Genomic DNA, 22,340 nt, shown 5'->3' on the forward strand with positions numbered 1-22,340 from the left:
TTATGAAGTTTATAAGCTATTGATTAAAAATAAAATTTAATGATCAAGGATTAGTTTACATCGTCTATTACGATTAGTCAGGAAGATATATTGAGATTTTCATACGAATTACAATAGATGATTTTGTTATTAAATTTGCTGTTGGGTGCATTTTGAGTCCTTTTATTTGCGATAACGACCACCCGAAGACGATAAATCACTTTTAAATGATAATAGTTATCATTATAATTAAGGTTGAAATAATTTAAAATCATGCGAAATTAAAGATAGGTCAGCTAAAAAATGAATAATATTAAGGCGTTGTTTTTAAGTTATATGCTACTACAAATGGCTTTTATGATGATTTTACCAGCCATTGGACCAGTGATTAGGACACAAGGTCTCCAAGAATGGCATGCAGGTTTGATTGTCAGTCTTTCAGGTTTATTTTGGATGCTCAGTGCAAAATTCTGGGGACAGCGTAGTGATGAGTTGGGACGTAAAAAAGTATTATTACCGCTCACATTGGGTTTCTTTATCTTTTATTTGATATGGGCTGTTTTTATTGGTTACACACTGCAACACCCCTTAAGCATTTTAATCATGTTATCGGTGATGCTGATTTTGCGCTGTATTATTGCTGCTTTTTTCTCTGGGATCAATCCAGTCATGGTGGGTTATATTGCAGATCATTATGAACCTGAAGAACGTGCGTCAAAGATTGCCATGCTAGGTGCAGCGGCGGGTATTGCGGTTTTTTTAGGGCCTTTTATCGGAGGTTTGTTAGCGGGTTTAGATCTAAGTTTTGCTTTTTACTGTGCAGCAATTTTACCTTTATTTGCCTTGATGTTGACTTATTTTAAAGTACAGGAAAGTGACAGACTGGTTTTAGAGCTTTCTGAGAAAACACATCTAAAAATGACAGATTCACGCATCTGGTTTGAAGTATTGGTGATGTTCCTCACCATGAATTGCATTTTTACTTTTAATATGTGTATCGGTTTTTTTAGCAAAGACCATTTAAATTTAGCGACACAGCAACAAAGTGCGACTGTTGGCGGAATGACACTCAGTGCTGTCGGTTTGACTTTAATTATCGTACAAGTTTTGATCTCCAAGTTAAAACCTAAACGTCATCTATTCCTACTTGGCATAGGAATTTTATGCATGGCGCTTGGAACGATTTTATTTACACTTACTCAGGGTTTATTTTTCTTTATCTTCAGTGCTGTGATTATGGGTATTGGGGGCGGTTTAATTCTGCCGATGATCAATACCATGACTTCACTTGCTGTTGATGCTCATGAACAAGGGGCTGCATCAGGACTCATTTCTGCGGCACAGGGCCTGTCGATGCTGGTTTCACCATTGATTGCAACGCTGCTTTACCACTATAAAAACGAATTGCCTTACTGGATTGCTGGGATTCTATTACTGTGTTCTCTTATTTTTATTCCAAAACGTGTCAATGTTCAGAATAAATGGCTGATATCGGATCAATAGAGCTCATTGATCATTAGACTTCTTTCATCGTTATTTAAAAACCCCTTTATTTTCTTGCCATCGCTAGAGATAAGAGGGGCTTATGAAAAAAATTTATAGTCAATAAAAACTAAAAATAAAATTTAATTGGATTTTTTTGAAAAATTTAAGCTATTTTTAATAATAATGAGAATCGTTTATAAAAATAATATACAATTCCTTACACGAAGATTGAACCTTTTTCGCTGCTTCAAACGTCTTAGTTAATACAAATGCAATTTTCATCCCATTAAACATGCTTTAAAGGGGAAGCGGGATGAAGGTTATTTGATCAATATTGATATCGATTTAAGTGAATGTAATGATAGAACAACCGTTGAATGTTGAAAAAAAATCTCAAACTCTCCCAAAAAATACAAAATGGTTAGTGCTATTCGTAATTGTCATCTTGGCAATTGCCATAGCAATCTATTGGTGGAAATCGAATCAAGTTCCAATACAGGAATACAGCCAGTGGAGTAAACCTGTACCTGTACGTGTAATCCCTGTACAACGAAATGATATGCAATTTGAAATTAAAGCAATTGGGACAGTTATTCCAGCTCATTTGGTCAAAGTACAAAGTCAGGTATCGGGTGTTTTACAAAAAATTTATTTTAAAGACGGGCAATACGTCAGCAAAGGTCAACTTTTAGCCCAGATTGATTCAGCACCCTTTAATGTTGCTTTAGCTCAGGCACAGGGAACCCAACAGCAAAATCTGGCTCAACTGCGTAATGCTGAAAGTGAATTAAACAGATATCAATTACTTTTTAAACAAGATTCGATCGCCAGACAACAAGTTGAACAGCAACAAGCGTTAGTGAATCAGTTAAAAGGACAAATTCAGGCGAATCAGGCACAGGTCGATGCAGCAAAGTTACAACTTTCCTATACCCGAATTTATGCGCCCATTGAAGGTCGTGTCGGCTTTAAACAAAAAGATGCAGGAAATTTAATACAAGCCAATGAAGAAGCGGGGTTGGTCAGTATTACACAGGTACATCCAATTTATGTACAGTTTGTGGTGGCAGAAAATTATCTGGACATGTTGCGAGCTTCTGTGCAAAAGGGTCAGAAAGTTCAAGTTACTGCGTGGGATCGCTCAGAAAAAAAACAGCTTGCGACAGGATATGTGGAAGCACTTGATAATCAGATTGATACCCATACAGGGACTTTAAAACTCAAAGCTATTTTTGAAAATCTCGATGATGCGTTATTTCCAAATCAATTTGTCAATGTCCGTTTAAATGCTCAAACCATTCAAAATGCAATCAATATTCCCACAGATGCAATTCAAAACGGTGCTAAAGGGGCTTATGTTTATATCATTAATAAAGACAATAAAGCTGAAATTCGCATGCTTAAACTGGGGATGAGTTCGAATGGACAAACAGAGATTTTAGAAGGATTACAAGGCAATGAGCGAGTCGTTTTAGAAGGAATAGACCGTCTTTCTGAAGGTAAAGAAGCTCAAGTTGTTCAAGATGAAAAAGCGCCATCTGCAACAACAAAAACAGCACGTGGTTAAGTGCAATGAATATTTCCCGTTTCTTTATTCTACGGCCCGTTGCCACCACTTTGTTAATGCTGGCACTGCTATTTAGTGGCTTGTTGATTTGGCGGTTTTTACCTGTTTCGGCATTACCGCAAGTGGATTATCCCATTATTCAGGTCTATACCTTTCAACCAGGTGCTAATCCGGATACGGTTCAAAGAACCATTACAGCACCACTCGAACGTGAAATGGGCAAAATTGCTGGACTCAAGCAGATGTCCTCAAACAGTTCCATTGGTGCATCTGTCATTACTTTACAATTTGAACTGAGTGCTAAGTTAGGGGTGGTTGAACAAGAAGTTCAGTCGGCATTGAGTACAGCAAGTAGTAAATTGCCCAATGATCTACCGACGCCACCTATTTACCGAAAAGTAAATCCTGCCGATGTGCCGGTGATTACTTTGGCGGTCAGTTCAGATACTTTGCCGCTCACAACTGTGTATGACATGGTGGATACTCGTATCTCACAAAAATTATCACAATTGTCTGGTGTGGGAATGGTCAGTTTGGCGGGTGGGCAACGTCCCGCTATACGTGTTCAAATGAATCCAACAGCACTGGCAGCTTATAAAATGAGTGCTGAAGATGTTCGTTCAGCCATTAATTCCGCCAATGCCAATCAGCCTAAAGGCAGTTTTGATGGGCCATATCGAACCACGATGCTAGATGCCAATGATCAGATTCGTTCTATTGCAGATTATGAGAATTTGATTTTGCGCTGGAACAATGGTGCACCTATTCGTTTGAAAGATGTTGCACAGATTCAGGAAGGAAGTGAAGACCGCTATATGGCAGCTTGGGCAGATCAGCAGTCTGCAATCTTAGTCAATGTACAACGTCAGCCCAATGCCAATGTGATTCAGGTCGCAGACCAGATCAAAAATATTTTACCTGAATTGCAAAAAAATCTACCTGAAAGTGTAAAAATTCGAGTCTTGACGGATCGTACTGAAAGCATTCGGAGTTCGATCCGTGATGTACAAAAAGAACTGGTTTTTGCAGTGTGTCTGGTGGTGATGGTCACTTTCCTTTTCTTAAGACATTTGTCCGCGACCATAATTCCCAGTATTGCCGTGCCATTGTCGATTATTGGCACTTTTGTATTGATGTATTTTCTCGGTTTTTCAGTCAACAATCTAACGCTCATGGCTCTGACCATTGCCACGGGTTTTGTGGTTGATGATGCGATTGTCATGCTGGAAAATATTACGCGGCATCGTGAAGCAGGAGAAAATCTATTACAGGCTGCACTCAAGGGTGCAAAGGAAATAGGATTTACCCTGATTTCACTGACTATTTCATTAATTGCCGTTTTGATTCCATTGCTGTTTATGGGCGATGTCGTCGGACGCTTATTTCATGAATTCGCGGTGACTTTAGCGGCAGCGATTGCACTTTCTCTGGTGGTGTCTTTAACGCTCACGCCGATGATGTGTGCTTACTTACTTAAAGAAAATAAACATCATCAAAAAAATAGCCGATGGAGTTTGGATCAAGTCATTGACCGCTATGCAAAAGCATTACAGTGGGTGTTTAAACATCAGCCACTCATGCTCGGTATTATGTTGAGTACCGTGATTTTAGCAGGTGTTTTATATTGGATGATTCCGAAAGGGTTTTTTCCTGTGCAGGATAGTGGTGTCATCCAAGTGGTGACTGAAGCACCAGACGATATTTCTTTTCAGGCGATGAGTGAACGTCAGCAAAACTTGGCCGCACAGATTTTAAAAGATCCCGCTGTTGCGAGTTTGTCTTCATTTATTGGCATTGATGCCAATAATCCAAAACTCAGTAATGGTCGTATTTTAATTAATTTAAAACCACATGCAGAGCGAAGTTCGGCGGAGCAAGTGATTGATCGATTACGAGATCAACTTGCTGATGTACAAGGGATTCATGCTTGGATGCAGCCCGTTCAGGAACTAAGTATTGAAGACAAAATTAGTCGTACCCAATACCAACTCAGTCTCAGCACAGCAAAAACTCAAGATTTACAACAATGGACACCTGTTTTAGTTGATGCATTAAAGCAACAGCCTGAGTTTTCAGATGTCACCAGTGAAAATGGTGTACAAGCATTGCAGGCTTATATTGATGTCAATCGAGATGCCGCAGCGCGTTTAGGACTTTCCATTGAAGATATTAGTCTGGCATTGCAAAATTTATTTGCACAACGCCAGATTGCGACTTTGTATACACAGTCCAATCAGTATCGGATTGTATTGGAACTTGATCCTGCATTGACCCACGGGCTTGATGGTTTAAACCAGACCTATATTCATAATGCAAATGGTGAAGCAATACAACTGAGTGCTGTCGCAAGTATTGAGCAAAAAAGAGTGGCAAGTGTTTTGCAACAACAAGCACAATTTCCAGCCAATACAATTTCATTTAATCTGGCGCAAGGTGTATCACTTGGTGAAGCGATTCAAGCGATCAAGCGAGTAGAACAGGAACTAAAACCTCCTGCTGAAATCAATCTGAGTTTACAAGGTGCGGCAGCCGCTTTTGAAAATTCGCGACAACATACTTTCTGGCTAGTCATGGCTGCAATTGTCACGATGTACATTGTACTGGGTATTTTGTACGAAAGTTTTATTCATCCAATTACGATTCTTTCTACGCTACCTTCCGCAGCCATTGGTGCATTATTGGCATTATTTATCGTCAACCAGCCACTCGATATGATCGCGCTGATCGGGATTATTTTGCTCATTGGACTCGTGAAAAAAAACGGCATCATGATGGTCGATTTTGCACTGGCAGCTCAACGCAATGAAGGTTTATCTCCTGAACAAGCGATTTATCAGGCTGCCTTAATGCGTTTTAGACCAATTTTAATGACGACATTAGCCGCACTTGTCGGCGCAATTCCTCTCATGCTAGCGTCTGGTTCTGGCGCTGAATTACGTCAGCCACTCGGTATTGTAATGGTTGGTGGTCTTATCCTAAGCCAAATTCTCACATTATTTACCACGCCTGTGGTTTATCTGTTTTTCGATCGTTTACAACGAATTAAGCATAAGCAGAACAAGATAAATCCATCTGTTGATGAATCAGGAGCAATCACTTGAATATCTTTGCTCTGTTTGTTCATCGACCTGTTGCTAGCGTTTTATTGGGCATTGCCATGATTTTGCTTGGCGTATTGGCATATTTTCGTTTACCCATCGCGGCTTTGCCTCAGGCAGATATTCCTACCATTGTAGTACGTGCAAATTTACCTGGGGCAAGTCCTGAAAGCATGTCGGCTACAGTGGCAACGCCACTGGAGCGCGCCATGATGGGGGTGTCTGGCGTCAAAGCGATTAATTCATCGAGCAGCCAAAACTCAACTCAAGTCACTTTGCATTTTGATCTGGATACAGATATCAATGAAGCAGCGCGTGAAGTACAGGCCGCGATCAATGCCGCAATATCTCAATTGCCTTCTGGTATGCCTAGCCCTCCTGAATATTTTAAGGTCAACCCCAGTCAAAGCCCAATTTTTTATCTTGCGCTGAGTTCCAAATATTTATCCGCAGGTCAATTATATGAGTTGGCAACCAATCAGTTACAACCCAATCTTGCCCAAATCAGTGGTGTTGGTGAGGTTGAAATTGATGGTGCGTCAATGCCTGCCGTGCGTATTGTGTTAAATCCAAATGCTCTGATTTCACAAGGAGTTTCTTTGGAGCAAGTTCGACAGGCAGTTGAAAAAAGTAATGTCGTACAGTCCTTAGGTGTCATTGAAAATCAGCAACATCGTTGGCAAGTTGCACTTTCAACCGATTTAAAAGCTGCGGCAGATTTTGACAATTTAATTATCCATCAAACACCGCAGGGTATTGTCAGACTAAAAGATATTGCAAAAGTAGAAGATTCCGTTGAGAACCGTTATGTCAGTGGTTTCCATAATGGTGAACCTGCGGTCATTATTAAAATCAGCAGACAACCCAATGCCAATACCATCGCAACAATTGAAAAAATCAAGGCAAAACTACCTGAATTAAATTCTCTTATTCCTGCCGATGCACAGTTGACAACAGTCATGGATGGTTCTGAAATTATTCATGCAGGTTTAAAAGAAGCGCGTGATACCTTGCTTTTTTCTATGCTATTGGTTGTGATTGTGGTTGCGCTGATGTTAGGAAGACTACAAAGTGCAATTGTGCCGACCATCGCCATGTTAGTTACTTTGATTGGCGCGACAAGTCTGGTTTATTTGGCAGGTTTTTCGCTGAACAATTTATCCATTATGGCAGTCATTGTTGCGATTGGGTTAGTCGTAGATGATGCCATTGTTGTTCTTGAAAATATTGAACGTCACATTGAACAGGGGGAAACACCATTTAATGCAGCTATTCAAGGCGTTCGGGAGGTTGGATTTACGCTGATTGCCATGAATCTGGCACTGATTGTGATTTTTATCTCCGTATTATTTATGGGTGGGGTCATTGAGCGGCTATTTAGGGAATTTTCGCTCACACTGGTTTTCATTGTTATTCTCTCAGTTTTTGTTTCTTTAATTTTAACCCCAAGTCTATCGGCCCGTTGTTTAAAACCTTTAAATTCGCAGAATCATCAAGTTTTATATACGTATAGCCAACGCATGATGCAGTACTTAACACAGCATTATTTGCATTCATTAAAGTGGATCATGCGTCATGCTTATCTCGCGATATTACTTTGGTTAGGTGCAATTGCGGGTTCAATCTATTTATATCAAAGTTTGCCTAAAAAGATTTTACCTGAGCAGGATACAGGCCGAATCGAAACATTCATTCGAGGGGATGATGGTTTTTCTTTTCAGATTATGCAGCCTAAAATTTTGACATTTAGCCAAAGTTTACTCAAAGATCCTGCCATCAAAGATGTGATTGGAACTTCTGGCGGCGCTGGCGGAACCACCAATTCCTTCTTTATGGTGAGTTTAAAACCCAAAGCTGAACGCGATGGTCAGACAACGCATGAAATTGCTGAAAGGATTCGTCAAAATGCTCCGTGGTTAGCAGGGGCAATATTTTCGGCAAGAGTTCAACAGGATCTTGATCTGGAAGATCTTTTTGCTGCGAGTGGAGGGCAGGACTATTTGCTGTTATTGCAATCGGATGATGTTGCCTTACTTAGAAAATGGGCGCCGAAAGTTGCAGAGGCGATGCAAAAACTACCTGAGCTTGAAGAGGTGGAAACTTTAGGCGATGAAGGGGCTCAGCATGTCACGCTCAATATTCATCGAGAGGCCGCACGACGTTTAGGCGTTGATATTGAAAGTATTTCAAGTGTACTGAACAACTCATTTTCACAACGACAAATTTCGACCATTTATGATCAAACCAATCAATTTCATGTCGTGATGGAAATTGATAAGCGTTTTACTGAAAATCCAGAATCATTGGCAAATATCAAAGTTCCGAATCAAAACGGTGAATATGTACCACTGACTAACTTTGCAACATGGTCATATGGAATTACAAATGATCGCGTACATCGACGCAACCAATATGCCGCAATGGGTATTGGCTATGTACTCAAACAAGGTTACCCCGCTGAACAAGCCGAGACCGCGATTCGTGGTGTATTACCAGAGGTCATGCTGCCTCATCAGATTTTTGTTGCAACAGATAAAGATGTAGAAGCCGAAAGTTTACAAGCAGGCTTAAGCACACCAATGTTACTTTTAGCAGTGATTATGCTGATTTATATCGTGTTAGGCGTAACTTATGAAAGTATGCTCCATCCATTGACGATACTGTCAACGGTTCCTGCTGTGGCTTTGGGCGGTTTATTCACACTTTGGTTATTTAATTTTGAATTTAGCCTGATTGCCTTACTCGGCATGTTTTTATTAATTGGAATTGTTGTAAAAAATGCAATTTTACTGATTGATTTCACCTTACAGCAACGCCGGCTGGGCAAGACAGCATTTGAATCGATTCTATCTGCGGCAGCATTGCGGTTTCGTCCTATTTTAATGACCAATACCGCAGCTTTATTAGGTGCTATTCCATTGGCATTTAGTACAACCGAAGGTTCTGAACTACGACAACCTTTGGGCATTGTGATCGTGGGTGGTTTGGCATTGGGTCAATTATTAACCCTCTATACCACACCTGTGATGTATCTCTTGTTAGAGAAACTGGCTCAAATGTGTAAACAATTCAATATTACCAATGCCTTCGGCTATAGAAGATAGAAATAGATAGGAAAATAGAAAAGTGATCAGTTCGATTTTATCTAAACATCTACCAATTTTTAGCTGTGTCTTACTACTTGTAGGGTGTAGTTCAAATATAGTGACGCATCCACCTGCTTATCAACAACCTGTTATTCAGGCAAATACGCAGTATAAATATGCTTCATTAAATTGGATACAAACTCAAACTTTGACGCCCCAAACCTCTCAGTGGTGGCAACTTTATCAAGATGCAAAGCTCAATACTTTGATTCAGCAACTTAATACAGAAAATTTAACTTTAAAACAGGCTGAAGCGCGTTATCGTAATGCGATCGCTTTACTTGATGAGCAACGTTCCGCACGTTTACCCAGCTTAGGTGTCGAAGGCACGGCAAATCGGAATGGCAATAAAAATAATAAGGCGACTAGCCAATTTAGTGCAGGAATACAAGCCAGTTGGGTGCCTGACTTATGGGGCAGAGTGGCCAAAGCTGTAGAGGGACAACAAGCCAATCTGGAGGCTTCACAGGCAGACTTAGCAGCGGTCAAGCTTAATCAGCAACTTTTAGCAGCACAAAGCTACTGGAATATTCGATTATTAGATTTACAGCTTGATGTACTTAGACAAACTCGGCAAAGTTATGCGCGTTCGGTGCAAATTTTAAAAAATCAATATCAGGCGGGTATGATCGCTCGTGCAGATGTGATTCAGGCAGAAACACAGCTCAAACAAGTCGAAATTCAACAAATTGAACGACAACGCGAAAGAAATTTACAAGAAAATATCCTCGCTGTATTACTTGGCCAAACGGTTGTTCAGTTTCAGCTTGGCAAACAAACAGCTCAGTTTAATGTCCCTACAATTCCTGTCCAGATTCCAAGTCATTTATTAATTCAACGACCAGATGTAATCCGCGCTGAACGAGAACTGGCTGCAACACATGCACAACTTGGTTTGGCGCAAACCGCATGGCTTCCAGACCTGAGTATTGGTTTAAATGGAAGCTTAAATAACAATATATTTTCACAACTTTTTCAATCACCAAACTATCTTTGGTCAATTGGTTTAAATACCGCAGCGACAGTATTTGATGGCGGAAAACGTAAAGCGGGGATCGATCAAGCACAAGCCAATTATGATGAAAAACTGGCTGCATATAAGCAAACAGTTTTGACGGGTTGGAAAGAAGTGGAAGATGGCTTAATGCAATCAGCAAGTCTAAAACACCAAGCTTCTGAACAAGCTCAATTGTTAAATCTAGCCCATGAAAATGAACGTGTTGTCACTCAGCGTTATAATTCTGGACTGGTCAGTTATTTAGAAGTAGTTACAGCACAAAACTTACGTTTGCAAGCAGAACAAGATCGACTGGAATTACAACAACGTCAGATGATCAATTCAATGCAACTGATTGCAGCATTAGGCACAGGATGGGGCAGAGACTGATGTTCTAAAATTAATTTTAAATAAAATTGATAGTAATTCTCATTACTGATACATTAGCCACATTTCTGACGGTGTGACGTTACTCTCATGACGGCAAATCAACAAATCATCACGCATTACATAGCAGAGCTATATAAAGTTCACTATAGCTGGTTATATGGTTGGTTGTATAAAAAATTAGGCTCGGCTGAAAATGCCGAAGATGTTTTACAAGATACATTTACCAAACTGATTCGTAGTCAGGGATTGCTCGACATTCAACAGCCTAAAGCTTATTTAACCACGACGGCGAAACGGATTTTAATTGATCGGGCAAGACATCAAAAAATAGAGCAAACTTATCTTGAATATTTGACTCAGCAAAACCTCAGTTATGATATTAGTCCAGAACAAACTGTACTTGCGATAGATATACTCAATAAACTTGCACAGGTTCTGGATGGTTTACCTGAACGGCAGCAACTTGCATTTCTGATGCATTACATTGATGATTTGAGTCTGGTCGATATTGCCAAACAATTAAACGTGACCAGTAAAACCATTCATCATGATTTGGTTAAAACCTTAAGTCATTGTTATGCTGTGTTAAAATCAGATTTATAAATATATTCTTATAATAAGACGAATGTTCATGTCAAAACCTGACCAACAAATTGTAAACGAAGCAGCAGAATGGTTAATTACATTAAGTTCTGGTGACTATTCTCAGGATGATTTGAGTCAACTCGAATATTGGAAACAGCAAAGTCCTGAGCATTTAAAAACTTTTGAAGAATTACAACAATTTTTAAATCAAGTAGATGTACTTAAAGCTCAAAATCTACGATCACAACATCCAGTGGTTCAGAATAATATTTTAAGAAAAACGTCGACCAAGAAAAAAACAGCACCTCTATTATGGGGGAGCAGTTTAATCATTGCGGTGATTACGGCTTGGATTGTTTCTCAGTTACCTTATCAACGTTGGAACGCAGATCATTCAACGGAAGCGCAACAATGGCAACAGAATATTTTATCTGATCAAAGCTCCATTCAGATGGCGGGTCAAACAGCGTACAATCTACAATACAATTTGGATCAGAGAAAAATACATTTATTTAAAGGAAATATTTTGGTTCATGTCGCCAAAGATCGTAGTAGACCTTTTGTGGTTGATTTAGGCGATATCCAAGTACAAGCATTAGGGACTCAATTTATTGTCAATTACGATCATGATCAGGTTCGTATCAGTATGATTGAATCGAAAACCAAAATTTATTCTGTGCATCATCGTTTTGAACCCATTGTGCTTGAAACAGGTCAAAGCTTTAATTTTTCTGGGAATCAGGTGCATATAGCTAGCGTGAATCCAGATCTATTACAAAAATCATGGCAAAGTAAAAAACTGGTTGTCGATGATATGGCACTGGATCAAGTCTTGGACATACTTGAAAGCTATCAGTCCAGTAAATTTATTTATAACCACAAGACATTGAGTCAATACCGTGTTAATGCCGTATTGCCATTGGATGATCCTGATTCAGCCATGCAATTATTAAAAGACCAACTCCATCTAAGTACTTATTCCGTCGGCGATTTATTGACTGTTATTCAAAAAGATTAAAAATCTATAAAAAAACTTCCTGTTTTGATTTCTAAAACGTCTTAGTTAATAGGCAAATATAAATGATGTAAGGAAATTAAAATGGGGTCTATTCGTCGTCCATTTCTCAATCCAAAACCGTTGGTTTTGGCGATTCATATGGCAACTCTCTCTATTGCTGCTTTACCAGTGATTACTCATGCAGCGCCTACGCAAGTCAACATTCCAGCGGGGAATCTGGCGCAGGTACTTAACCAATACGCACTACAACAGGGTGTCAATATTGTTTTCGATAGTCGCTTGTTTTCAGGAGTTAGAAGTCAGGGAATAAAGGGTTCGTATGAAGTTGATAATGGCTTTGCAGAGTTATTAAAAAATACCAATTATCAAATTAAACAAACATCAAGTGGTTATCGCGTAGAAGAAAAAAATAAAAATAATAAAAAAGAAGAAGTGGTTAAATTAACACCACTTCAATCAAAAGCCAATCAAAGTGGGCGATCAGGTTTAGCATCTTCGGATTCTGTGCTTCCGACGATTACCCTTGAAGCTGACAATCAAGATGCGCCCTTAAAACGGGTCAATACTGTGGGTGTTTTAGGGAATAAAAGCGTAATTGATACGCCATATTCGATTACCACAAAAACTGCTGAAGAAATTGAAATCAGACAGACGAACTCTTTAGGTAAAATTTTTGTCGGTGATCCAAGTATTGTGACACAGGTAAACTCTTATAGTAGTGGATGGAGTACCCCTGTTTCGATTCGTGGCTTAGATATTGATGTCAGTAATGGCTATAAAGTGAATGGGTACTCTGTCAGCGCATGGCGGTGAATTTCCAATTGAAGTGGTAGAAACCGTCAGTGCTTTAAAAGGGCTATCTGGGTTCATGTATGGCTTCTCTGCACCTGGTGGGATTATTAACTATCAAACCAAACAACCAACTGATGAAACACTTCTAACTACAAAAATCGGCTATCGCAGTGCAGGGATTTTATCTGCACAGCTTGATGCTGGAGGGCGTGTTGGAGATGATAAACAGCTTGGTTATCGTTTTAATATCGTTAAAGAAAAAGGGGAAACCTATAATGGCTCAGATGCAGATAATACCGTCACATCTTTAGCTCTGGATTATCGTATTTTGCCTAATTTACTCTGGAAAGGTGAAATCATTTATCAGGATCGTCATCTGGATAATGAAGCAAGCATGTTTATGTTCAATCTACCAGATGGAGCACAACTGCCAAAACCAATAGATGGTGGCGATAAACACATTGTAAAAGGTGCATTTTATACGATTCATTCTGCACTTGCTCAAACTGGGCTTTATTGGCAGATTAATGATGACTGGAAAGCTGAGGTGACTCAGGCACGTACACGTAACCGTAATATGGTCAATAAAACCTTTGCCTATATTTTAAATGAACAAGGCGATTACTCAATTAACCAATATCAACTGGGTGGGGATGTCGTTAAAGATACCAGTCAAGTGATGGTGACGGGGCAATTCGATACAGGCCCTATTCAGCATGAACTAGTTTTTGGTGGATCATTTCAGAAGAGAACAGAACGCGATGCAGATTCTAATTGGGAGGCAGATGTAGGTTCGGGGAATATCTACCATCCACAAACCACGTATTATAATAAACCAATCAGCTTTACCCAGACACCAATCGGAGATACATACCAAAAAGAGGTCTTTGCTAGCGATACAATTCATCTTTCAGAGCAATGGCAGGCCATTATTGCTGGACGTTATATTAATTATAATAATCAGGACAATAATTACCAAAAAGAAGTCGTGACACCAACCTATGCTTTAATTTATAAACCAATGGAAAATTGGTCCTTTTATGCGAGCTATGTAGAAGCACTTGAAGAAGGTCAAAAAGTACCTCAGGTCGATAATAATGGAACAAAATATGAAAATGCAGATGACTTTTTAAACCCGACCATCAGCAAACAATATGAAGTTGGAACCAAATACCAACAGGATCGCTGGTTCGTTTCAGCAGCATTATATCGCTTAGAAAAAATGGCGACAATTGATGAAACGATGAATGATAAACTTTATAAAACCCAAAATGGTGAAACCGTCTATCAAGGTTTTGAACTGATGGGGGGATATAAAATTACCCCAGATTTAACTATAAATGCAGGGATCAATTTAAACGATCCAAGTATTGAAAAAATTAGTAGCTCAAATACCACAGTTCAAAAAGGTAATCGACCAGCGGGTGCATCTAAAATTCAAGCCGTAGTTCAGACCGATTGGAACATTCCATATGTCGAAGGTTTAAGTGTACATGGCGATGTACGTCATTTTGGTGATGTGTTTCATAGCGATGAAAATACCTTAAAACTTCCAGACTATACACTGGTGAATATTGGGGGTGGTTATGAGACACGCATCTCGAATAAACCTGTCACGTTTAGGGCTGACATTAATAATTTATTCAATAAAAAATACTGGATGAACTCTGGTGCAGGAGAACCGATTACCTTTGTTTTAAGTGCAAAAGTAGATTGGTAAATCATATTTATATTCAAAAATAAAGGCGCTTTAAAGCGCCTTTATTGATGAAATGATTAAGCTGCGTCTTTAGGTTTGACCATATTATCAATCGCTAAAATCTCAGCAATCACTTCATCCGATAAAAGCTGTTCTTCACGGATTAAACTAAGAACGCTTAAACCTGATTCATTTGCAGTTTTGGCAATACGAGTCGTTGTTTCATAACCTAAATATGGATTCAGTGCAGTCACGATTCCAATCGAATTTTCTACTTGAGCTTTACAATGCTCGGCATTGGCAGTCACCGTATCAATACATTTGGTTCTAAACATTACCAAAGCACGAGATAACAACTCAATGGATTCAAATAATTTAAATGCGATCAAAGGTTCCATTGCATTCAATTGAAGTTGACCTGCTTCGGCTGCCAAAGTAACCGCTAGATCATTTGCAATAATCTGGAAACAAACCAGATTTAATGCCTCAGGAATCACTGGATTGACTTTACCTGGCATAATTGAACTACCTGGCTGACGCGCTTCAAGATTAATTTCATTAATTCCTGTACGCGGACCGCTGGACAATAAGCGCAGATCATTGGCAATTTTTGAAAGTTTCGTTGCTGTACGTTTTAGCAAACCCGATAAAAGGACAAAATCGCCCATATCTGAAGTGGCTTCAATCAAATCTGGTGCAGACTGAATATTTTTTTGGCTAATTTCAGACAAAGCTTGAATTGCAAGTTGCGTATAACGATACTCAGTATTGATACCCGTACCAATTGCTGTGCCACCCAAATTCATATAATTCAATGTGTTTGGTGCAATGCTATTGATTTGAGCTAAATCTTTTTCAAGTGTCGCAGCAAAAGCATGGAATTCCTGACCGAGTGTCATCGGTACCGCATCTTGAAGTTGGGTACGTCCCATTTTTAAAATATGAGAAAATTCCTGACCTTTGGCGCGCAAACTTGCAATGATGTCTTCAAATGGTTTATTTAGATCATCTAAACTAAATAACAAGCCTAAGCGAATTGCAGTAGGATATACATCATTGGTGGATTGTGACATATTCACATCATTATTTGGATGTAAATATTGATATTCGCCTTTTTTATGATTGAGATATTCAAGTCCAATATTAGCAATCACTTCATTTGCATTCATATTGGTCGAGGTTCCAGCACCACCTTGAATCATATCAATCGGAAACTGTTCATGAAATGAACCATTTACAAGTTGTTCAGAAGCATATTTAATCGCTTCAAGTTTGCTATTATCAAGTTTACCCAACTGGTTATTTGCTTGCGCACATGCCAGTTTAACCATGGCTAAAGATTTAATTATATTCGGAAATTGTTCTATTTTATTTGAACTTAAGTTAAAGTTTTCTATGGCTCTTAAAGTTTGAATTCCAAAATAAAATTGATTGGGTACTTCACGAAAACCTAAAAGATCTTTTTCTGTACGTGTTAAAATTTCGGCGTTCATTTTTTTATCTGTCTGAGGAAGATAATTCATCATAAAATTGGTAAGAAATAATTTCTAATGCATAGATTAAATTTGCTATGCAAAATTTGCATACTGTGATTATAATTTGATGATCTTACGCTTAGACCATACACATGAGCCTTGAAATTCGCTGGATTGAAGATCTTTTAACCCTTGAACAAGAACGATCAATTTCTAAAGCCGCAGAACGAAGATTTGTTAGCCAATCTGCATTTACCAGACGAATTCAACATCTTGAGCAGGCATTAGGCTTTCCAATTTTAGATAGAGACAGTCGGCATCTTGAGTTTACCGATGCAGGACAGATTTTACTTGCGACCGCTAAAAGTATAGAAAATCAATTAGAGGCAACGTTGGCTTTATTAAATAATTTAAATAGATCAAAAGAAATTACGGTTCGTTTTGCTGTCGTTCATTCTTTAAGTTCAACGTATTTTTCAAAGTTTATTCAGCTATTTCCAGAGCATTTACAAGAGTTTAAAATTGAATTAATTGCTGCGAATGTGGGAGAGGGTTTTAAGCTTTTAAAAGAAGGAGCATGTGATTTTTTTATTGGTTACATTGATCATAATAAAATCAATCAAATAAATACTGATATTATTGATTATTTAAAATTAGGGCAAACTGAAATTATTCCAGTTTGCATTACCAATAATAATGGTGAAGCTAAGTTTGATATAAATAAACATTTTCCATTGCTTTCATATAGTAAAAATGCGTATTTAAGAAATCTAGTAGATCAAGTCATATTAAACCAATTAAATTATCGGATTTTATATGAAACAGATCATGCAAATAATTTAAAAGATTTTGTAATGCAAGGAGCAGGCGTAGCGTGGTTACCTAGAATTACGATTGAAGATGAACTGGCAACGAATAAAGTCAAAATTTTAGCCGATACAAAATTTAGCATTCAGCAAGAAATTTTTATTTTAAGGAATAAGTTAAACAAAGATTCCTCCCTACAGCAGATCTGGAGTTTTTTAAAAAAAGTTCAGGTTTGAGCTAGATATGGACTTTGTGGCTTGAATAAACTGCTAAATTTCATAATTTTTTAAATGAACAACTTATGAAAACTATGTATAGAAGATCATAGACTTAGTTTTAATGAATGGTTAATTTTATAAAATTATGCCAAAAAACATAGTAATTATGATGAAAATTATTACACTAGTATATTGATTTTAAAAAAATAAATACTCTAAAATGGTCATAGTTTTTAGCTGTTGTCTGAATTTTTCTTTTATCCCATAGCTTATGGATGAATCATTTTTTTATGTCAAATAAGTATTCCAAATTTTTTCCAAATCATGACGAATTTAATCTAGATAATTTTCCTTACTACTGGATTACACAAGTCTATGGTTTGTATGTTGCCAAAATGGACAACTCTTTAAAAAAATACGGTTTAGATAATTCTAGACGTCGTATTTTATTGGCGGCTTATCTTTATCCAAATGCAAGCGTTTCTGATTTATCGGAAATGACGTTAATAAAAATATCAACGACTACCAAAATTTTAATTCGTTTGCGTGAAGAGAATTTGATTGAAACCATGTTGTGTCCCGATGACAACCGAGTGACTCGAGTTAAATTGACACAACAAGGTGAAGAAATGGTCAAAAAAATTAATGAAATGACAGTTGTGTTGTTTGAAGATAGTTTTAAAGGACTAAAGCCTTCTGACATTGACCGTTTAAATGATTCATTGAAGATCATTAAACAAAATTTGGAATAGTAGCGCTTCTAAACTTACACCTTCGATCGACTCATGGCTTCTAGAGTGTCCTATAGAATGCCATCGAGTTATATTGAATTAAAATGACGGATTTGTTTTAGCAAATCAATAATAATCTATACTCATTTTTTCTTTCAGTGGGCGCACGATGAACACAAGGTAAAACTTGCTGTTTGGGATGATCTACTGCCAATCGCCAAAGATGTCCTGAGCCTAAGTTTAAAGGGTTTGCATCAGGTTTAGGTTGATAATGTAGATCGAAAAAATGGTCTTCTAGGAACATGTCGAATTCATCTTCTGGGCCATGATACAGCTCTTTAAGTTTTTCCCTAATTTCTGGAATCTTAATTTTTTGCTCAACTTGATCGTTGGGTAAAATGTCACTGGCTGGACCAAAATAAGTACATAAAAATGTATCAGTCTCGATCGGTGAACGATCAATATGATATGAATAAACATCTGTGGAAATAAAATCGAGATCTTCATCGCGCTGATAATTTTTAAGCAAATTCAGCACAGGTGATGCACCAAAATCAGTTAATAATTGCATATCTTTTAAAATAATGTCTCTTGCTAAATGTCCATTTTCCGAGAGGTTAAGCTCTAGAAGATCCTCAATCGAGATTTCTGTAATATTCTTTTTTAACTCAAGTTTATCAACAATCTCTTTGAAATCACCAATTAGATTTCGATGCCAGCAAATCGCATTCATGCTTTTTTGAAAATTTGAATTTATCAATTCAGAAAAAGTTGAAACTACGCTAATTTGACGACTATCGGAAAATGTACTGGCCATATAAGAATGAAATAAAGAGTGTATTGCGCTTTATTATATAACATTGAACTCTGAAAATTGCATTTCCATACTTGCGGCAAAAATCTTGTAAAGATGATTAGACCTTCACATAAAAATCTAAATTACAAGGTGAGCCAAATACTAGTCATTATCAGCTTGTTTCATGAGCCGAATAATTATTCTATTTAAATCAATATATGAGCCAATTTAAAACATATTTAGCTTATGGCGGATTTTCATAATCTATGTTTCATCAGAATGAGCCGAATAATTTAGTTAAACAGCTCACATTATGAGTCGAATAAAGGCTATAATCAGCTCATGGAATAGGGGATGCTAATGAAAAAATGGGTCTGGCAAAAAGCCGATTGGACTAAATTTAAATGGGATGACACACTCGTCACGGCCAAATTGCGCTTAATCCATAAGAAGATAGGTCAGTTGGTCGGTGAGAGTAAAGCATCACCAGATGCTGAGGCATTACCCTTAGATATGCTGCTAACCAACCTTGTAGCATCCTCTTTAATTGAGGATGAAAAGTTAAATGTTCGCTCACTCAAATCCTCTTTAGCTCGTCGTCTAGGTGTAACAGAAGAGAATCCTGCGCCACTTCAGGATAAAACTGAAGGATTAGCCAATATCATGATGGATGCCGTAAATAATCATAATGCGCCATTAACTATGGAGCGCCTGTTGCAATGGCATAAATGGCTTTTTCAAAATATAGAACGCTTTGATTATGCTGCCCAGAAAATCAAAGTAGGAGAGATTCGAGATAATGCGGCTCCCATGCAGGTTGTGGGTGGTTCTCTTTATGGCACATCAACCAAGCTTTATTTTGAAGCCCCAGAAGGTGGAGAACATTTACTAGGACTCATGCATGAATTCTTAGAATGGTTTGATCATTCTAAAGAAGATGTCATGCTTGATCCGTTATTACGAGCTGCAATTGCTCATTTTTGGTTTATAACATTACATCCATTTGAAGATGGTAATGGTCGTATCACTCGTGTCATCACTGATTTAGCATTAGCGCAAATGGATCACCAGAGTATTCGTTTGTATGCGATGTCAGTGGCAATCCATGAAAATCGGAGTAGCTATTATGAAATTCTAGAGAAGTGTCAGAATAATACCTATACGATTAATGAGTGGTTAATCTGGTTTTTAGATACGTTAGAGAAAAGTATCGACAGGTCTTTATTAAGACTGGATAGAACGATTGCCAAAGCTAAATTTTGGAGTTCTTATTCACATATCGAATTCAATGAAGCCCAAAATAAAGTTTTAAATCGGTTACTTCATGGTGAAGAAAATGATTTTCCTCATGGGATCAGTGCTTCTCAGTATCAAAAAGTGACTGGTGTAAGTAAAGCGACAGCAACACGCCATCTAGTTGAGCTTTTAGAAAATGATGTATTGTATAAACTCGAAGGTGGTGGGCGTAGTACGCGCTATATATTGAAAATAGACAAAGAAAAGTTTATTTGAGAGATTCAAAATTACTGAGCTGTGGCAACAAACAGTGTTGTGTAGGCTACAGTCTTTAGATATTCTATTTAACATAAAATGAAGTTATGCGACTTCAGAATGACAAAAGAGAATTATTATATGAAATTAGATGGTCTGGTTCCTTTATTTAATAGTATGAGAAGCCAAGGCATTCAACGATATAAATTTAATTTTAGAAAAAATAATGTAATTTTTGATGTGTTCTTTTTTATTGATGAATCACCGTTTATTCTCTTATTTGGTGTTCGTATAAAGAATTTTAGTTTTGTTGTTGAAGTCCAAAATGGCTTTTTAATCAATGATAAACTTCCTAGAGAGACTTATAAAAAACTTTGTGAAGTTTTAGGTATTAAATACGATCCTTTAAATAAGTTTTCTCCATTTGCTTTTTTTAATGAGTTCAATAAGGCTATTCCAGCAATTGCTTTAGAAACACAACGTGTATCATCTCAAGACATAGCTATATATAAAAGAGATGTAGAAGATGCAGATAAAATTTACTTTTATGGTTGGAATGATAATACCAAAGATGGTGGGCAAGTTACGGAAAAAAATCTTTTAAAGACACGAGAATATTTAGGTTATAAAGCCTATGAATGGTGTCGAAAGAAAAATATTAGCAGTCGATGGACTGACCGAGAAGAATATGCAAAAGAAGCAGTATTAAGATTGTAAATATTATAAAATTCAAATTGGAAATCATTTGTTACAAAAAAATGATTTTAAGCATATAGACAGCAAACTGGTTAAATTTAAATCAAAATATCTTAAATGTTATGTTTTTATCTCATTATTCCCGCTTATTCTTGCATATTCAAGTGAATTTGACCCAAAGTATAGGGTTGCAGTAATACTCTCTTATACGCTCTCTGCGTCACATCTAGACGCAACAAACTTCCACTGTCATAGCTTTTATAATAAAATCATTCCAATGCTCAACATATAGTGGTTGAGCAGTTACTTGTGTACTAGATATAGAAAAAGAACTAGGTGGCCGCCTAGTTCCCTTTCATTCAAATCTAGAACACAACAAACCTTTAAGTGAGAGACGGAGATCAAAAATGTCACTCTTAAAAGCGTTAAACGAAGTGTTGAAGTTTAGAATTACATCTTATTCAAAATTTAGTCAAGCTGAATTTCGTTCGAGATGCTCATTCAAAAAGCCGCGTGATTATAGCGAAAAGCAAATCGAATTGAAATGCTTTACCTATATTAATGCTAGTTTAATGTCATGAGTATGACACTATATTGATCAAAGTCTCTCTGTAATAAGAGGATTCCATTATGGAATTTTTAGACTTTGGTGACATGCCAAAAATGACTCCAATTATCGGGAAGCTCCCGAAATTGGGTACAAATAAAGCTGATATCTTAATGTTTTTATTGTCTGGTGATCAGCCGACAAATAAACAAATGGGTAACAAGCTTGATTGTGTTAGTTCAGCAGCCCGTATTTGTGAATTAAGGCAAGATGGGTGGTTAATTGAAGCACACAAAATCCCTTATCGAACAGAAATGGGGAAAGATGTTTATTATTGCAAATACTATATTATGAATTTGCAAGATGTTTTAACACATCCAAGGGTGCAACAATTTATTGAATGGCATCGTAAACGTAAGCAATAATTTAGGTAAAAAGCATCGTAAGATGCTTTTTATTTGCCTAAAAAAAGAGTCCACGTTATCTAATGGTGGACTCTAGTCTCAAATTTGGGACTATTGAAATGTTTTAATCTCTCATTAGTTCTTTGCTTTTATTAGGCTTTGTTGCATAAATAAATTTCATCCCCATACATGTTAGATGAATACAGAATCAAAAAGCCGATACAAAACAACGAACTGGTCTGAGTACAATCAGGCTTTACGTCAACGGGGTGCTTTCACCATTTGGTTTGATCCCCAAATGCAATGGTCTGCAACACCTACTGGAAAAAAAGGACGTCAACCTACCTACACTGATATAGCAATTCAATTTGCCCTGACGATACGAAACCTGTTCCAACTGGCTTTACGCCAAACACAAG

At 37.5% G+C, this 22,340-nt stretch carries 17 protein-coding genes; 15 read left to right on the plus strand and 2 right to left on the minus strand.

The genetic code is table 11. The features are described from left to right. Nucleotides 1-282: 282 nt before the first annotated feature. The 9 genes from J500_RS04730 (at nt 283) to J500_RS04765 (ending at nt 14,777) form a co-directional block, all read left to right on the plus strand. Entirely contained in the window at nt 283-1,482 is a 1,200-nt protein-coding gene (locus J500_RS04730) for an MFS transporter (protein ID WP_004987744.1), read from the plus strand. Between the two features lie 340 nt (nt 1,483-1,822). Next, a complete protein-coding gene (locus J500_RS04735) occupies nt 1,823-3,031 on the plus strand; it encodes an efflux RND transporter periplasmic adaptor subunit (RefSeq protein ID WP_004987743.1) in 1,209 nt (402 codons plus the stop codon). A 5-nt stretch (nt 3,032-3,036) separates the two neighbouring features. Further along, nucleotides 3,037-6,132, plus strand: coding sequence for a multidrug efflux RND transporter permease subunit (locus tag J500_RS04740; RefSeq protein ID WP_034698467.1), 3,096 nt, complete (start codon nt 3,037-3,039; stop codon nt 6,130-6,132). Then, on the plus strand, nt 6,129-9,233 hold the full coding sequence (locus J500_RS04745) for an efflux RND transporter permease subunit (RefSeq protein WP_034698469.1): 3,105 nt from the start codon (nt 6,129-6,131) through the stop codon (nt 9,231-9,233). Before J500_RS04740 ends, J500_RS04745 begins: the two co-directional genes overlap by 4 nt. A gap of 22 nt (nt 9,234-9,255) precedes the next feature. Beyond that, nucleotides 9,256-10,662: an efflux transporter outer membrane subunit gene (locus tag J500_RS04750; protein WP_034698472.1), complete on the plus strand. Its 1,407-nt coding sequence runs from the start codon at nt 9,256-9,258 to the stop codon at nt 10,660-10,662. Nucleotides 10,663-10,749: 87 nt separating this feature from the next. Continuing rightward, nucleotides 10,750-11,265, plus strand: a complete 516-nt coding sequence (locus tag J500_RS04755; RefSeq protein WP_004997940.1) for an RNA polymerase sigma factor — start codon at nt 10,750-10,752, stop codon at nt 11,263-11,265. 28 nt (nt 11,266-11,293) lie between these two features. Beyond that, the gene (locus tag J500_RS04760) at nt 11,294-12,265 is read left to right on the plus strand and encodes a FecR family protein (protein ID WP_004997937.1); all 972 of its coding nucleotides are present in this window, start codon (nt 11,294-11,296) and stop codon (nt 12,263-12,265) included. Nucleotides 12,266-12,346: 81 nt separating this feature from the next. Then, complete coding sequence (locus J500_RS17680; RefSeq protein ID WP_004997935.1) at nt 12,347-13,078, plus strand: STN domain-containing protein; 732 nt, start codon at nt 12,347-12,349, stop codon at nt 13,076-13,078. Then, complete coding sequence (locus J500_RS04765) at nt 13,050-14,777, plus strand: TonB-dependent siderophore receptor (protein ID WP_004997932.1); 1,728 nt, start codon at nt 13,050-13,052, stop codon at nt 14,775-14,777. The genes J500_RS17680 and J500_RS04765 overlap by 29 nt, the downstream gene beginning before the upstream one ends. A gap of 56 nt (nt 14,778-14,833) precedes the next feature. On the opposite strand, the gene J500_RS04770 is transcribed toward J500_RS04765, so the two are convergent. After that, complete coding sequence (locus tag J500_RS04770; protein WP_171063805.1) at nt 14,834-16,249, minus strand: aspartate ammonia-lyase; 1,416 nt, start codon at nt 16,247-16,249, stop codon at nt 14,834-14,836. A gap of 134 nt (nt 16,250-16,383) precedes the next feature. On the opposite strand from J500_RS04770, the gene J500_RS04775 reads away from it, so the two are divergent. Together J500_RS04775 and J500_RS04780 are read left to right on the plus strand one after the other, a co-directional pair. After that, nucleotides 16,384-17,274: a LysR substrate-binding domain-containing protein gene (locus J500_RS04775; protein WP_034698475.1), complete on the plus strand. Its 891-nt coding sequence runs from the start codon at nt 16,384-16,386 to the stop codon at nt 17,272-17,274. Nucleotides 17,275-17,546: 272 nt separating this feature from the next. Continuing rightward, nucleotides 17,547-18,008, plus strand: coding sequence for a MarR family winged helix-turn-helix transcriptional regulator (locus J500_RS04780; protein WP_004997920.1), 462 nt, complete (start codon nt 17,547-17,549; stop codon nt 18,006-18,008). Nucleotides 18,009-18,105: 97 nt separating this feature from the next. Here the strand turns inward: J500_RS04780 and J500_RS04785 are convergent, their stop codons facing one another. After that, nucleotides 18,106-18,804 (minus strand): hypothetical protein, encoded by a 699-nt coding sequence (locus tag J500_RS04785; protein WP_004997916.1) that lies wholly within the window; start codon nt 18,802-18,804, stop codon nt 18,106-18,108. Between the two features lie 339 nt (nt 18,805-19,143). Between J500_RS04785 and J500_RS04790 the strand changes: the two genes are divergently transcribed. The 4 genes from J500_RS04790 to J500_RS17055 all read left to right on the plus strand — a co-directional run. Beyond that, nucleotides 19,144-20,295, plus strand: coding sequence for a Fic family protein (locus J500_RS04790; protein WP_004997912.1), 1,152 nt, complete (start codon nt 19,144-19,146; stop codon nt 20,293-20,295). A gap of 120 nt (nt 20,296-20,415) precedes the next feature. Continuing rightward, complete coding sequence (locus J500_RS04795) at nt 20,416-20,991, plus strand: DUF6037 family protein (protein WP_034698513.1); 576 nt, start codon at nt 20,416-20,418, stop codon at nt 20,989-20,991. 609 nt (nt 20,992-21,600) lie between these two features. Further along, nucleotides 21,601-21,942 (plus strand): helix-turn-helix domain-containing protein, encoded by a 342-nt coding sequence (locus J500_RS04800; protein ID WP_034698479.1) that lies wholly within the window; start codon nt 21,601-21,603, stop codon nt 21,940-21,942. A 175-nt stretch (nt 21,943-22,117) separates the two neighbouring features. Next, nucleotides 22,118-22,340, plus strand: a 223-nt coding sequence (locus tag J500_RS17055) for a transposase (RefSeq protein WP_032019985.1), incomplete at its 3' end; no start/stop codon positions are given.

It is taken from the genome of Acinetobacter sp. 479375, assembly GCF_000581715.1.
Lineage (GTDB): Bacteria > Pseudomonadota > Gammaproteobacteria > Pseudomonadales > Moraxellaceae > Acinetobacter > Acinetobacter ursingii.